This is a genomic window from Nocardia sp. alder85J (assembly GCF_020176955.2).
GTDB lineage: Bacteria > Actinomycetota > Actinomycetes > Mycobacteriales > Mycobacteriaceae > Nocardia.
Window position 1 is genome coordinate 898,270 of sequence record NZ_JAIUCZ020000001.1, and the last position, 14,309, is coordinate 912,578.

Annotated in this window: 7 protein-coding genes; 5 read left to right on the forward strand and 2 right to left on the reverse strand. The window is 70.9% G+C overall.

Annotation, left to right across the window (positions count from 1 at the left end; all coding sequences use genetic code 11):
- The first annotated feature begins 104 nt into the window (after positions 1-104).
- The 4 genes from LBW94_RS04235 to LBW94_RS04250 all read left to right on the forward strand — a co-directional run bounded on the left by LBW94_RS04235 (position 105) and on the right by LBW94_RS04250 (position 11,527).
- Entirely contained in the window at positions 105-1,313 is a 1,209-nt protein-coding gene (locus tag LBW94_RS04235; RefSeq protein ID WP_225061159.1) for an NAD(P)/FAD-dependent oxidoreductase, read from the forward strand.
- 16 nt (positions 1,314-1,329) lie between these two features.
- Positions 1,330-1,944 carry a GDSL-type esterase/lipase family protein gene (locus LBW94_RS04240; protein WP_225061160.1) on the forward strand — a complete coding sequence of 205 codons (615 nt, stop codon included), beginning with the start codon at positions 1,330-1,332 and terminating at the stop codon, positions 1,942-1,944.
- Between the two features lie 83 nt (positions 1,945-2,027).
- Complete coding sequence (locus tag LBW94_RS04245) at positions 2,028-8,945, forward strand: type I polyketide synthase (RefSeq protein ID WP_225061161.1); 6,918 nt, start codon at positions 2,028-2,030, stop codon at positions 8,943-8,945.
- A gap of 32 nt (positions 8,946-8,977) precedes the next feature.
- A complete protein-coding gene (locus LBW94_RS04250) occupies positions 8,978-11,527 on the forward strand; it encodes a beta-hydroxydecanoyl-ACP dehydratase (protein ID WP_225061162.1) in 2,550 nt (849 codons plus the stop codon).
- Positions 11,528-11,707: 180 nt separating this feature from the next.
- On the opposite strand, the gene LBW94_RS04255 is transcribed toward LBW94_RS04250, so the two are convergent.
- Both LBW94_RS04255 and LBW94_RS04260 read right to left on the reverse strand, forming a co-directional pair.
- A complete protein-coding gene (locus LBW94_RS04255; protein WP_225061163.1) occupies positions 11,708-12,625 on the reverse strand; it encodes an alpha/beta fold hydrolase in 918 nt (305 codons plus the stop codon).
- A 14-nt stretch (positions 12,626-12,639) separates the two neighbouring features.
- The gene (locus LBW94_RS04260) at positions 12,640-13,170 is read right to left on the reverse strand and encodes a PaaI family thioesterase (protein WP_225061164.1); all 531 of its coding nucleotides are present in this window, start codon (positions 13,168-13,170) and stop codon (positions 12,640-12,642) included.
- A 189-nt stretch (positions 13,171-13,359) separates the two neighbouring features.
- Between LBW94_RS04260 and LBW94_RS04265 the strand changes: the two genes are divergently transcribed.
- Positions 13,360-14,307 (forward strand): PDR/VanB family oxidoreductase, encoded by a 948-nt coding sequence (locus LBW94_RS04265; RefSeq protein WP_225061165.1) that lies wholly within the window; start codon positions 13,360-13,362, stop codon positions 14,305-14,307.
- The last annotated feature ends 2 nt before the right edge of the window (positions 14,308-14,309 follow it).

Consider the following 14,309-nt stretch of genomic DNA (forward strand, 5'->3'; position numbering starts at 1 on the left):
ATATACTCGATTTCGGCGTGGTTGCCGGGACATACGGCATCCCGGCCACCGCACTTTCATAGCGATCGACCGCAGAAGTGATTGATTTCCTAGGAGGCGCCCGGATGTATGACGCGATCGTGGTAGGTGCGCGCTGCGCGGGTTCACCGGTCGGGATGCTGCTGTCCAGGCGCGGACACCGGGTGCTGGTGGTGGACCGCGCGACCTTCCCCAGCGACACCGTCTCGACCCACTACATCCAGCAGCGCGGCCTGGCCCGGCTCGCCGCCTGGGGCCTGCTCGACGAGCTGGTCGCCACCGGCGTGCCGGCGATCAAGCGGATGACGGTGTCCTACAAGGACATCGTGATCGCGGGCTTCGCCGACGCCATCGGCGGGGTCGACGCCACCTACGCGCCGCGGCGGACCGTCCTGGACCCGCTGCTGCTCGAGGGCGCTCGCGCGGCCGGCGCCGAGGTGCGCGAGGGCTACACCGTGCACGAGTTGATCATCGAGGACGGCACGGTCGTCGGCATCCGCGGCTCGCAGGCCGGCGGCGAGGTCCGGGAAGAGCGGGCCCGCATCGTGATCGGCGCGGACGGCACCAACTCGGTCGTCGCGAACGCCGTCGGCGCCGAGATCTACACCCGGGTGCCGGCCGAATGTTTCGTCTACTACACGTATTACAGCGGGCTGGGGATCGAGGACTTCCACAGCCGCATCGGCGATCGGCAGCAGATCGGCATCTGGCCCACCCACGACGATCTGACGCTGGTCGCCGTGATGCGAAAGCTGGACGCGTACCAGGACTTCCGCGCCGACGTCGAGGGCAACTTCGTGAGCATCGCGCGCGACATCGTCCCCGAGTTCGCCGAGGAACTCACCACCAAGGGCACCCGCGAGCACCGGTTCCAGCCGATGCGCTACCTGGACAACTACTACCGGCAGTCGCACGGCGACGGCTGGGCGCTGGTGGGTGACGCGGGCTACCACAAGGATCCGCTGACCGGACTGGGCATCTCCGACGCCTTCGAGTACGCGGAGTTGCTCGCCGATCGCGTGCACGAGGGCCTGGCCGGCGACCGGCCGCCGGCCGAGGCGCTGGCGGACTACCAGCGGGTCCGCGACGAGAAGTCGCATTCGAGCTTCGAATTCACCACCTCGATCTCCACCCTGGAACTGACGCCGCAGTTGCTGGCAGTTTTCCAGGCGCTCGGATCGAATGCCGATCACGCCAAGGACTTCTTCGCGATGATCGGTGGCGGCATGACCGGGGAAGAATTCTTCGCGCCCGAGCGGATCGCGAAACTCCTCGGCGCCGGTGCGTCGGCGTAGCGAGGAGCTCGAACCGATGTCGGAAATGAATCTGACAGTCGTCGGGGACAGTTGTGCAGAGGGCCGCGGCGGCACGGTGCGCGCCGACGGCTCCTTTGCCGGATTCGTGGTGCAGATCGCGGAAGTTCTCGGCATTTCCGGGGGGACGTTGAACCTCGGATCGTTCGGAGCCACGACGCAGGACGTGGTGGACCGGCAATTACCGCGGGCGCTGGCGAATCCGGCGCCGCTGACGGGTGTGATCGTCGGCGGGAACGACCTGGTGACGAGTTACGACCGGGCCCGTTTCCAGCGCAACCTGCGGCACATCCATACCAGCCTGGCGAGCCCCGGACGGCTGGTGTTCACCACGAACTGGCCGGACATCCCGGACAAGCTGCCCGGTCTGGAGGAATCGTTCCGGGCCGTGCTCCGGGCCCGGTTCGCGGAGGCGAACGACTTCCTCGACACCCTCGTCGACGAGTTCGATCTCGTGTGCCTGGACCTGGTGAACGCGCCGATCTGCGCGGACCCCGTCATGTGGTGCGCGGACGGGATGCACCCGAGCCCGGCCGGGCATCGGCTCATCGGCACCGCGCTGGCGGACCTCATCGACGAGGTCCGCGCCGAACGCGTCACGCAGCCTCGATAGTTCAGAACATCCTCGCTGATCAACGGCGATCAGAGCAGACATTTCGCATTGCCCGGATCGGCAGCTCCAGACAGAGGTAGCACATGAACGACCAGACCCCGCAGCGGGACGAGCCCGTCACGGCGTGGCGACTCGCGGACAACCCGATCGCGATCGTCGGAATGAGCGGCCTGTTCCCGATGGCACGGAACTTCCGGGATTTCTGGCAGAACGTCGTCGACGCGGCCGACTGCATGTCCGATGTTCCGCCCTCGCGCTGGAATCTCGACGACTATTACGATCCCGACCCGACCGCCCCCGACAAGACCTATTGCCGGCGTGGCGGATTCGTGCCGGAGATGCCGTTCAGCGTCACCGAGTTCGGATTGCCGCCGAATCAGCTCGAGGTCACCACGGTCGTGCAGTTGCTGAGTCTGGTCGTCGCGCGCAATGTGCTCGCCGACGCGGGCGCCACCGGGTCGCCGTGGTACCGGCCGGAGCGCACCGGCGTGGTGCTGGGTGTCGCCGGGCCCACGACGTTGTCGCACCCGCTGGCCGCTCGCCTGTCCACCCCGGTGCTGAAGGAGGTCGTCCGCAGCTGCGGGCTCACCGCGGCCGACGCCGAGCAGATCGCGGCGAAGTACGCGGCGGCGTTCGCGCCGTGGGAGGAGAACTCCTTCCCCGGTCTGCTGGGCAACGTGATCGCCGGTCGCGTCGCCAACCGGCTCGACCTCGGCGGGATGAACTGCACCGTCGACGCCGCGTGCGCGAGTTCGCTGTCGGCGGTGCACATGGCGATCAGCGAGCTGGTCTCCGGCCGGGCCGACATGATGATCACCGGTGGCTGCGACACCGAGAACTCGGTCTTCGGCTACATGTGCTTCAGCAAGGTCGGGGCGCTGTCCCGCTCCGGCACCATCAAACCCCTCGACGACGGTGCCGACGGCACGCTGGTCGGCGAGGGCATCGGCATGCTCGCGCTCAAGCGGCTGGCGGATGCCGAGCGCGACGGCGACCGGGTGTACGCGGTGATCCGCGGCATCGGATCCTCCAGCGACGGCCGGTTCAAGAGCATCTACGCGCCGCGCGCCGAGGGCCAGCAGGCCGCGCTGCGGCGGGCCTACGTGGACGCCGACTGCTCGCCCGCCTCGATCGGGCTGTTCGAGGCGCACGCCACCGGTACCCGGGTCGGCGATCAGACCGAGCTCACCGCGCTGAACGCGGTGCTGCGCGCGGAGACCGACGAGACCGGCTACGCGGCCATCGGCAGCGTGAAGTCCCAGATCGGTCACACCAAGGGGGCCGCCGGTGCGGCCAGTCTGATGAAACTCGCGCTGGCGCTGCATCACAAGGTGCTGCCGCCGACGATCAACGTCACCACGCCGAACAACGCGCTCGACGACACCTCGCCGCTGTACGTCAACACGCGGACCCGGCCGTGGATCCGCGACCCGCACCGCCCGCAGCGCCGGGCCGCCGCGTCGGCGATGGGGTTCGGCGGCACCAACTTCCACGCGGTGCTCCAGGAGACCACCCCCGGCCGTGAGCAGTTGCGCACCATGCACCGCACCGCGCGGGTGCACCTGTGGCACGCCGCGACCACCGCCGATCTGGTGAGTCTGCTGGCTGCCGGTGCGGTTCCCAACGGCGACAACGCTTTTCCCGCCGAGCATGCCCGCGTCGGATTCGTCGCGCGGGACGAGCAGGAGGCGACGGCGCTGCGCGAACTGGCGGTGACCGAGCTGACCCGCGCCGCCGACGCCGAGGACTGGACGCACCCGAAGGGCGTCTTCTTCCGCCGCCGCGCCGTGGCGCAGCTGAAGGTGGGCGCGCTGTTCGCCGGTCAGGGTAGCCAGTACGTGGACATGGGCCTGGCGGCCGTGCTGAACAACCCCACTGTCGCAACGGCTTTCGACGAGGCCAACGCGGTCTTCGCCGATGCGCCGCGGCCTGTGGCTGCCGTGGTGTTCCCGCCGCCGGTGTTCGACCCGCAGGTGCGCAACGCGCAGGAGACGACGCTGCGGCGCACCGAGTTCGCGCAGCCGGCGATCGCGGCGCTGTCGGTGGGCCAGTACCGTTTCCTGACCGAACGCGGACTGGAGTGCGCCGGATTCATGGGGCACAGCTTCGGTGAGCTGACGGCCCTGTGGGCCGCGGGTTCCCTCGATTCCCGTGATTTCTTCACTCTCGCCAAGGCCCGGGGCGCGGCGATGGCCATCGATGCCGCCGACGCCGACGCCGGCGCGATGGCCGCGGTCCAGGCCACCCGCGAGGTGGTGACCGAGATCCTCGGCGCGCACCCGGAGGTGAACGTCTGCAATCACAATGCGCCGGAACAGGTCGTGGTCGGCGGCGGTACCGAGGTGGTCGCCGCCCTGGTCGCGGACTGCCGCGAGCGCGGACTGACCGTCCGGGAGCTGCCCGTGGCGGGCGCCTTCCACACCAGCTACGTCGCCCATGCGGTCGAGCCCTTCGCGGCGGCCGTGGAGCAGATCGACATCCGCGAGCCGGAACATCCGGTCTACGCGAATTCCGCGGGTGCGCAGTATGGTTCGGACATCGCGGCCAACCGCCGCGTGCTGACCGGCCAGCTGCTCGAGTCCGTGGAGTTCGTGCGCGGCCTGGAGGCCATGCGCGCCGACGGGTGCAACGTCTTCGTCGAATTCGGCCCCAAGGGCACGCTGACCCAGTTCGTCCGCCGCACCCTCGGCGCCGACGTGGTCGCCATCGCCACCGATGCGGGGCCCACCGGTGACAGCGATATGGCGCTGAAAAAGGCGGCGCTGCACCTGGCCGTGCTCGGTGCGCCGATCGCCGACGTGCACCGGCACGACGCCGAGCCGTTCGCCGAGATCGCGGCGGCGGGCATGGTCGTCCAGCTCACCGGCCGCGACTACGTGCCGGACTCCCGCCGGAAGCTCTACAGCGCGGCGATCAACGAGCCCACCGTGCTCGAGGCCGTGTCGAGCGCGGTCGCCGAAGCGGCGGCCATGGCCGCGGAGCTGGCCGGATCCTCGGCTCCCGCAGCGGTTTCGGAGCCGGTGCAGAGCGTGGCCGTTGCGCCTGCGCAGCACGCGGTTGCCGTGTCCGCGAATCATGTCGTCGCCGTGTCCGGCCGACGCGAAGCGCCGACCTGGCCGGCGGACCGTGAACCGGAAACCGCCTACGCGGGACCGGGATTGGATGTGGTGACGCAACAGCACCTCGCGATCCACAGCCGGTACACCGAAGGGCAGTTGGAGGTCGCCGAAGGGCTGGTCTCGGTGCTACGGGAAGCGCAGCAGTCCGGCGGCGCCGACGAGCGGCTCTACGCGACCGTGCAGGCCATCAAGGAACAGAGCCTGGCCATCGGGCAGACGCACACCCGGGTGAACGAGATCCTCGCCTCGCTCACCGAACTCGAATTCGGTGGTGGCGCTGCCACTTCCGCACCGGTGGCGCCGCGGCCCAACGGCACGAACGGCCTCCACACCGATCTGCCCGTAGGCAACGGCAACGGCAACGGTCACGGTGCGCCCGTCTCGCCGACGGCGCTGTCCGAGAGCCCGGCTGCCCCGCGCGTCGATGCGCCGGTGAGCCGACCGGAACCCGCCGCTCCGCAACGGAATTCGACCCCGCCGGCCGCTCCCGCCGCCACCGCGCCGGTGAACGGCAGCGCCACGGCGGCGCCGGTGGACGGCGCCACGATGCTCGGTGCCGACGCGGTGTGGTCGGTGCTGGTGGAGGTGGTCTCCGAGAAGACCGGTTATCCGCCGGAGATGCTGGCGTTGTCGATGGATCTGGAAGCGGATCTCGGGGTGGACTCGATCAAGCGCGTGCAGATCATGGGTGCGCTCGGTGAGCGTGTCGACGGTGTGCCCGTGGTCGGCCCGGAACAGGTCGCGGAGCTACGGACGCTGCACGACATCGTCGGCTTCGTCGCCACCGCCGCCGGCGCCCCGGCGACCGGTACCGCGACGCCGAGCGCGGATGCGGTGTGGTCGGTGCTGGTGGAGGTCGTGTCCGAGAAGACGGGTTATCCGCCGGAGATGCTGGCGTTGTCCATGGATCTGGAAGCGGATCTGGGCGTCGATTCGATCAAGCGCGTGCAGATCATGGGTGCCCTGGGTGAGCGTGTCGACGGTGTGCCCGCCGTCGGTCCCGAGCAGGTCGCCGAACTGCGGACCCTGAGCGACATCGTCGGTTTCGTCGCCGAGGCGACAGGCGCCCCGGCCGGCGCGCAGGCGACCGCGGCAGGCGCGGATGCGGTGTGGTCGGTGCTGGTGGAGGTGGTCTCCGAGAAGACGGGTTATCCGCCGGAGATGCTGGCGCTGTCGATGGATCTGGAAGCGGATCTCGGGGTCGATTCGATCAAGCGGGTCCAGATCATGGGTGCGCTCGGTGAGCGTGTCGACGGCGTGCCGGCGGTCGGTCCCGAGCAGGTCGCCGAACTGCGGACCCTGAGCGACATCGTGGGCTTCGTCGCGGGGGACGCGGCACCCACCACACCCGCTGTGGCACCGATCGCCACCGGTGTGGCCGGTGGCGCGCCGACCGTGAGCGGATACGCGGAGCCCGAACCGATCCGGCTCGCCGACGGCGTGGAGCCCGGCGCCGATCCGGTGCTGCTGCGGATCGAACCGGTGCGGTTGCCCGCCGTGGATCGTCTCGACGCGCCCTATGCCGCCGACCGGGTCGCCCTGATCGTCGATCACGGTGACGAGACGGCGGGTGTGCTTGCCGCCGGACTCGCCCGGCACGGGTGGACCGTGCACACCGCGACCGTCGCCGCCGTCGATTCCGGTGTCGCCGGATGGGACGGCGCCGCACTGACCGCGGCGCTCACCGCGGCGCTGGAACCCGCGGCCCGGCTCGACCTCTGCCTGACCGTCCTGCCCGCCGACGGGCAGTGGCATGCGGGTGGGCAGCGGCTGGCCGACACCCTGCTCACCGCCAGGCAGGTCCACGACCGTCTTTCGCGGACCGCGGCCGCCGGGACCCGGGCGGCGTTCGTCACCGTCACCCGGATCGACGGCGCGCTGGGCCACCGCGGTGACCGTCCGGCCGCCGCGGCCCTGGTCGGCGGTGTCGGGGGACTGGTCAAGACCCTCGCCCAGGAGACACCGGAACTGTTCTGCCGGGCACTGGATCTCGCGCCGGAGCTGACCGGTGACGCACTGGTCGACACCGTGCTGAACGAACTGGACGATGTCGCGGTCGATGCCCGCGAGGTCGGCATCGACGCCGACCACGGCCGTCGGACGCTCCGCCTGAACCCGGTGGAAACCTCCGGAGCCACCACGGAACTCACCGTCACCACCGAGGACGTGCTGGTGGTCACCGGCGGAGCTCGCGGCGTGACCGCCTGGTGTGTGCGCGAACTGGCCACCCGGCGGCCGTGCGAATTCCTGCTGCTCGGCCGGACCGATCTCGACGACGAACCGGCATGGGCGGTGGGTGTCGCGGACGACGCCCTGAAGTCCGCGGCGATCGCGGCCGTCCGTGCCGCGGGGGAGCAGCCGACCCCCAGGCAGATCGACCGGATGGCCCGGAATCAGCTGGCGCAGCGCGAGATCCGGGACACGGTCGCGGCGGTGGCCGCCACCGGGGCACGGGTGCGCTACCTCGCGGTCGACATCACCGACCCCGAGGCCACCCGGCAGGCGCTCGCCGCCGACGCCGGGCGCGTCACCGGGATCGTGCACGGGGCCGGTGCGCTCGCCGACGCTCTGCTGCCCGCCAAATCCGTCGACGACATCCGCGCGGTCCTGGCCACCAAACTCGACGGGCTGCACAACGTCGTCGCCGCACTGCCGGCCACCCCGCTGCGCCACATCGTCCTCTTCGGTTCGGTGGCAGGCGTGTACGGCAACCCGGGCCAGGCGGACTACGCGGTCGCCAACGAGGCGCTCAACCGCGCGGCGCTGAGCTGGCGGCGGCACGGCTTCGCCGAGCACGTCACTGCCGTCAACTGGGGCGCCTGGGACGGTGGCATGGTCACCCCGGAACTGCGGGAGGTGTTCCTCGCCAGGGGCGTCGCGCTACTGGGCAAGGACGCCGGGGCCCGGATGTTCGCCGAACAGTTCACGACCGGCCGTGCCGGCGACGTATCGGTGCTGATCGGCCCGGCGGCTCCGCTGGCCGCGGCCGCGCGGCCCGTCACCGCCGCTGCGTATGCCGCGCACCGGGATCCGCTGGCGCTGGCCACGGATCCGGTGATCCTCGACCATCGTGTCGGGCAGTTCCCGGTGTTCCCGGCGGCGGCCGGGCTGGGCTGGGCGATCAACGTGCTGGAGCGGGCGAATCCCGGTCTGCGCGTGGTCGAATGCTCGGGCTTCGAGGTGCTCAAGGGCATCGTGTACGACGGCTCCGCCACCGCGCGGGACTGCCGGCTCGAGGTCACGGCCGGCGAGGTCACCGGCGACCGGCTGACGGTGAAGGCCAGGATCAGCGGCATCGAACCCGGGAAGACCATCGCCCCCGCCCATTTCGCGGGCACCTTCGTCCTCGCTCCGGAATCGCCCGCTGCCCCGGTGGTTTCGGGTTGGCCGGGCTACCGGATCGGCGAAGGGCCGGAGAACGGGCTCGACGTCTACCATCACGCCCACCTGTTCCACGGTCCGCTGCTGCAAGGTGTCCGCCGGATTCTCGAGCGGTCGGATCGGCGCTCGGTCGTGGAATGCACGCTGGCGGACACGCCGATCGGCGCGGGCAATTACGCCGGGGCCCTGCACAGTCCGGTGCTCGCCGACGTCGTGGTCCAGGCGGGCGCGCTGCTCGGGGTGTGGTTCATGAACTCGGGCTGCCTGCCGCTGGCGATCGGCCGCATCGAGTACTTCGCCGCGCTGCCCGATGCCGAACCGTTCGTCGTCATCGTCGACGACCTGCGCACCGACCCCACCGGGACCGCGGTGACGGTGACGGCGACCGCCTGCGACCCGGCCGGCCGGGTGCTCCAGCGGTACACCGACCTCTTCGTGGTCGCGACGCCGGAGATGACCGAGAAGTTCGCCGAGGCCGTGCGTCTGCGGGAGCAGCGCTGATGACGACCATCGACGCCTGGAGAGGAGATCCGATGACGACACAGCTGGACGCACTCGATTTCGACGGCGAGCCGTTCGACGCCCTGGAATGGGCGATCGCGGGACCGGTGGCACCGGCAGCAGCTCAGCCGATTCCGGCCGCGGCGGTCTTCCCCGCGGCCGGGCACCGGGCGGTGGCCGGGCCGGGGACGGTGACCGGGACCGGAGCGGCAGCCGGGGCCATGGCGGTGGCCGGGGCTGGAAATGCCGCCGGGCCTGGGGTGGTGGCCGGAGCCGGAATGGTGGCCGGGTCCGGGGTAGTGGGCAGGCATGACGTGGCGGCCGGGCACGGCGTGGCAGGCGGGCACGGGGTCGCTGCCGGATCCGGCGTGGCGGCCGGGTCCGAGGCGGCGCAGTGGAGTGCGGCCGCCTCGCCCGCAGGGGCCGCGGAGGTCGCCCTGCGGCAGGGTGCCGACCGGCCGCCGGCATCCGGCGCGGGTTCGCGCGGCGGTGATCCGGTTTCCTCACTGCTGCACGATGTCCGGGCCGAACTGGTCACCGCGCACCTGTCGGCGATGGCCGTACAGACCGCATTGCAGCGGCGAGCGCTCGGCGCGCTGGGCCTGCCCGGCCCGGCGGTGGTCTCCCGGCCCGGCCGGCCCGCCGTGCCGCAGCCCGATCGGGGGGCGGTGTCCCGGCCCGGATCGGCGGCGGTGTCCGGGCCGGTGCGGCAGCCGTATCCGCTCCCGGCGGCCACGATCGAACAGCAGATGTACACGGTCGTGATCGACTACACGCCGGAGGCCGGTCACACGATCTCGGCCGAATCCGGCCGGGAGCCACTGGTTCTCGACTCTCCGGCGCCCGCGACGAGCATGAGCGCGTTCAAGGCGCTCGCACGCACGCCGGTCACCGCGCTGGACGGGGCCGCGCTCGCGGCGCTGGTCCGCGGCGAGATCGCCGCCGTGTTCGGCGCCGCCTACGATCAGGAGGGCGTCAACCCGGCGATCCGGCTGTCCGAGGGCCTCGGCGGCACCCTCACCGAGGTGTCGGACATCGCCCGGCACGCCGGACCCTGGCGGCGTGGACGGTTGGTGGCGGCCGGGCGGATCGACGGCCCGGATCCGGTCGCCGCCGTCGTGGCGGTCGCCTGGCAGGCCGCGCAGGTGTTCGCGATGCAGGTCGGCCTGCACCTGTGCCTGGCGGAGGCCCGGTTCCAGGCGGGAACGCCGTTCGAGGTGGACCTGCACGCGGCGACCGCGGGCCCGGTCGAGGTGGTCGCCGAGGTGGCCGAGCTGGACCTGATCCCGCGGCCCCGGCTGCGGGTCGATGTCGAATTCCGCCGGGACGCTACGGTGGTGGCACGGATTCGCGGCCTGACGCTGGAGGTCCGGGAAGCGCCGGGCCTGCCGGTCGGGCCCGCGGCCGGCGGGGTGATCCCGCGATTCTTCGGGCGCCGCAACGCCTTCGGGCAGCGCGCGCTGCTGGGCGAGTTCCACATGACGCACAGCGCGCGCGGTGATCTGGACATCGCGCTCGGGCCGGAGTTCGCGCGGTGCGCGGGTCGTCGCGCCACCCGCATGCCCAATCACGGTCTGCAACTGTGTGATCGGGTGATGTCGGTCGAGGGCGAGCGCGGCCGGCTCACCGGGGGAGTCGGGCACACCGAATACGATTCCCCCGCCGACTCCTGGTACTACGCCGAATCGGCGAACGCGTCCATGCCCAATGTGGTGTACATGGAGACGTCGCTGCAATCGGCGCTGTTGCTCGGCTACTTCCTCGGCGCCACGCTCACCGCGCCGCAAGAGGACTACAGCCTGCGCAACCTCGACGGCACGGCGACCGTGTTGCGCGAGGTCGATCTGCGGGACAAGACGATTCAGCAGACCAGCACGCTGCTGAACACCACCGTGCTGGTGGGTGCGGTCCTCCAGACCTTCTCCTACGAGCTGTCGGTGGACGGCGAACCCTTCTACGAGGGCGAGTCGCTGTTCGGATTCTTCAACGCGCCCGCGCTGGCGAACCAGAACGGCCTGGACAACGGCGAATTCGTGCCGGCGTGGCTGGACGCTCAGCCGCACCGGCCCGCCGTGCGCGTGATCGATGTCGCCGCGCGCCGTGCGGCCGGCCTCGGACCGCGGTGTGCGACCGGACATCTGGCCATGCTCGACGAGATCGAGGTGGTCGACGCCGCCGGGACCTTCGGCCTGGGCTACCTCCGGGCCGCGCGCCCGGTCCGCCCCGACGACTGGTTCTTCTCGTACCACTTCTATCTGGATCCGGTGATGCCGGGATCGCTCGGCGTGGAGGCGGTGATCCAGGCGATGCAGGAGTGGGCGGTGGACAACGGCCTGGCCGCGGACCTGGTGGACCCGGAATTCGTGTTGCCCGTGGGTGTTCCGATGTCGTGGCGGTACCGCGGGCAGATCCTCGCCGACGAGAAGGAGATGTCGCTCGAGGTGCACATCAAGAGCGTCGAGCGGCGCGGCGGCCGGGTCCGGGTGATCGGTGACGCGAGCGTCTGGAAGCCCACGATGCGCATCTACGAACTCTCCGACGTCGCCATCGAGTTGCGCGGGCGCAACGCCGAACCCTGGTGACACAGAGCAGTATTCGGGCGCCCGGTGCCACCGGGCGCCCGACCTGTGTGGTCGGCGGAGCGCGGCCCGGCCGGGATGGTCCGGCCGAGTCGCAGCCGCCAGGCCCGGCGCGCACAGCGAAATCCCCCGCCGCGCAACGCGTCGACGGGGGCTCGGCTGTCGTCTGAAACTGGCTACGTATCAGTGGGAGTCGCGGATCCAGTCCGCGATCAGCGCGCTCAGGACCGGACTGTCCTTCACCCAGGTGAAGTGGTCGAGGTTCAGCACGCCGGACTGCGCGTCCAGATGCCGGTGGGTGACCGTCGCCGCGCGCTGCCGCCCGGCCAGGAACTCCACCGTCGACTTCGGGCCCAGCGGATCGCCTTTCAGCGACAACATCAGCACCCGCGCCGGATTCTCCCGCAGCAGCCGGTCGTATCGCAGCCGGCTGCCGCGCGGCCGGTACCGCCCGGTCAGCGCGTGCCGTGACCAGTCGGCCATGACACCGCCGGCCATCGGCCCGGCCATCAGCTTGTTGCCGGCCCAGTGCCCGCGCAGCCGTGACACCGCCCACACGTACGGGCTGCCCAGCAGCACCGGCAACCGCCGCGGTCCGGGGAACGACCGCCAGTACACGCTGCCGGTCCCGATGGTGATCACCCCGGCCAGGCTGCCCGGGGCGGACGCCGAGTACAGCAGCGCCAGCTGGCCGCCGAGGCTGTGCCCGAACAGGTACAGCGGCGCCCGCGGGAAGCGTTCCCGCACGGCCGCGACGATCGCCGGGAGATCGGTCTCCAGCATCTCCCGGTAGCCGAAGTTGCGCGCCTCGCCCAGCGGCGGCAGGCTCTCACCCTGGGCCCGCAGATCGACCGCGGCCGCGTTGAACTCCCGCTGCGCCAGCGCGGCGAGCATCGGCAGATAGAACTTGGCCTTCATCGCCATCGCCGGAAGCATCAGCAGTACCGGCGCTTCCGGATCCCCGGCGGGCAGCACGCGCACGACGAAGCTCGCCGCCGCGCTCGTGGCGGACGGTTCGATCGTGACCGGTAGCGCCTCCAGCCCGGTGAAGTCGGGTGTGCGCTCGCCGCCGGATACCGAGGTATCGCTGGGAGTGGACATCATGCTCCTCGCGCTCAGACGGATTCGGCGGGCAGCGCGGCGAACTGGGCCACGTAGTCGAAGGACATCTTCGCGACCAGCACGTCGTTGTCGTCGTAGAGCATCGCCTTGGCGTCCACATCGAAGCGGCGCTGATCGGTGCGGGTGAGGATGGACCGGATCGCCCGCTCGTCGACGGTGCCGACCGCGCGGATGCGCCCGACGGCCGGCTTGAAGTAGACCGACCGCGAGTCGCGGACCACCGTCCACTCGACCTGACCGATCTGCGGGGCGGCGGCGCCGACGAAGGCCAGCGCACAGGCGATGTCGGCGGCCAGGTAGAGCGCGGCGGCGTGCACGGTCTGGAGATGGTTGCGCAGGTCCGGGCTGTTCGGAATCTCCGTGACCGCGTGGTCGGCGTCGAGTTCCGTGGTGCGCATGCCCGCGAAGACGCCGAACGGCACCGCCGCGTCGGCGATTTCCCGGAGCTTGTCGTAGTCGGGGGTTTCGGTGGCGAACCGGGCGAACGCTGCGAACGCGCGGTCGAAGGTCGGAGTGTGCGTCACAGTACGCAGTATTCCGTTGTATCACACCGTAAAACGCGCCCATAGGCAGATCCGATCGCCGCTGTCCGGGTTGCCGAACACTGCTTCAGCCGATTCGGCGCCGCCGGTAGTCTTCGATTCGGCGGCGTATTCCAGCGCGGGAAATCAACGCGGCCGACGAAATTCGAAAGAGGCGACATCGTGCCCCCTGTGAGCCCGCGTTCCGAGACCGACCTCCGCGTGGTTCGCGTCACCGCCGAGACCGCCGAGGTGCGCTCGTTCGTACTGGCCGCCGAGTCCGGCGCCGAACTCCCGCAGTGGGGTCCCGGAGCGCATATCGATCTGCATCTGCCCGGCGGGCTGACCCGGCAGTACTCGCTGTGCGGCGATCCCGGTGACCGCCGCTACTGGCGCATCGCGGTCCTGCGCGAGCCCGCCGGACGCGGTGGTTCGCGTTATCTGCACGAGGCGGTGACGACGGCCTCGACTCTGCGAGTCGGTGTGCCGCGCAACAACTTTCCGCTCGCGGCGGCGCCGCGGTACCGGTTCGTGGCGGGCGGTATCGGGATCACCCCGCTGCTGCCGATGATCGCCGCGGTGCACGCCGCCGGTGCGCCGTGGACGCTGCACTACGGCGGCCGCACCCGCGCCGGGATGGCGTTCGTCGGTGAACTGGCCGTCTTCGGTGATCGGGTGCGGCTGTACCCGCAGGACCGTTGCGGCCTGATTCCGCTGCCCGAGGTCTTCGGTGCCGACGACGCCGCGGTGTACTGCTGCGGGCCGGAACCGTTGCTACAGGCCGCGGAACGGCAGCAGCTGGCCCGTGGCTCCGGATCGCTGCACCTGGAACGCTTCCAGCCCGCCGAGCTCGACGCCGACCCGGCCGCCGACGGCGCCTTCGAGGTGGAACTGCGCGACAGCGGCCGCACCATCGGGGTGGCCGCGGGGCAATCGGTGCTGTCGGCCCTGCACCGGGCCGGTGTGGACGTGCCGTCCTCGTGTGAGGAGGGCACCTGCGGGAGTTGCGAGACCACCGTGCTCGAGGGCGAGGTGGATCACCGCGACTCGGTGCTGAACGAGCAGGAGCGGGCGGCCGGCCGCACGATGATGCTGTGCGTGTCCCGAGCCCGCTCACCGCGGCTGGTCCTGGACCTGTGAAA

Excerpts from the sequence above, each read along its gene's own strand:
- LBW94_RS04235 (WP_225061159.1), top strand. The coding sequence starts at position 105 with ATGTATGACGCGATCGTGGTAGGTGCGCGCTGCGCGGGTTCACCGGTC.
- LBW94_RS04240 (WP_225061160.1), top strand. The coding sequence starts at position 1,330 with ATGTCGGAAATGAATCTGACAGTCGTCGGGGACAGTTGTGCAGAGGGC.
- LBW94_RS04245 (WP_225061161.1), top strand. The coding sequence starts at position 2,028 with ATGAACGACCAGACCCCGCAGCGGGACGAGCCCGTCACGGCGTGGCGA.
- LBW94_RS04250 (WP_225061162.1), top strand. The coding sequence starts at position 8,978 with ATGACGACACAGCTGGACGCACTCGATTTCGACGGCGAGCCGTTCGAC.
- LBW94_RS04255 (WP_225061163.1), bottom strand. The coding sequence starts at position 12,625 with ATGTCCACTCCCAGCGATACCTCGGTATCCGGCGGCGAGCGCACACCC.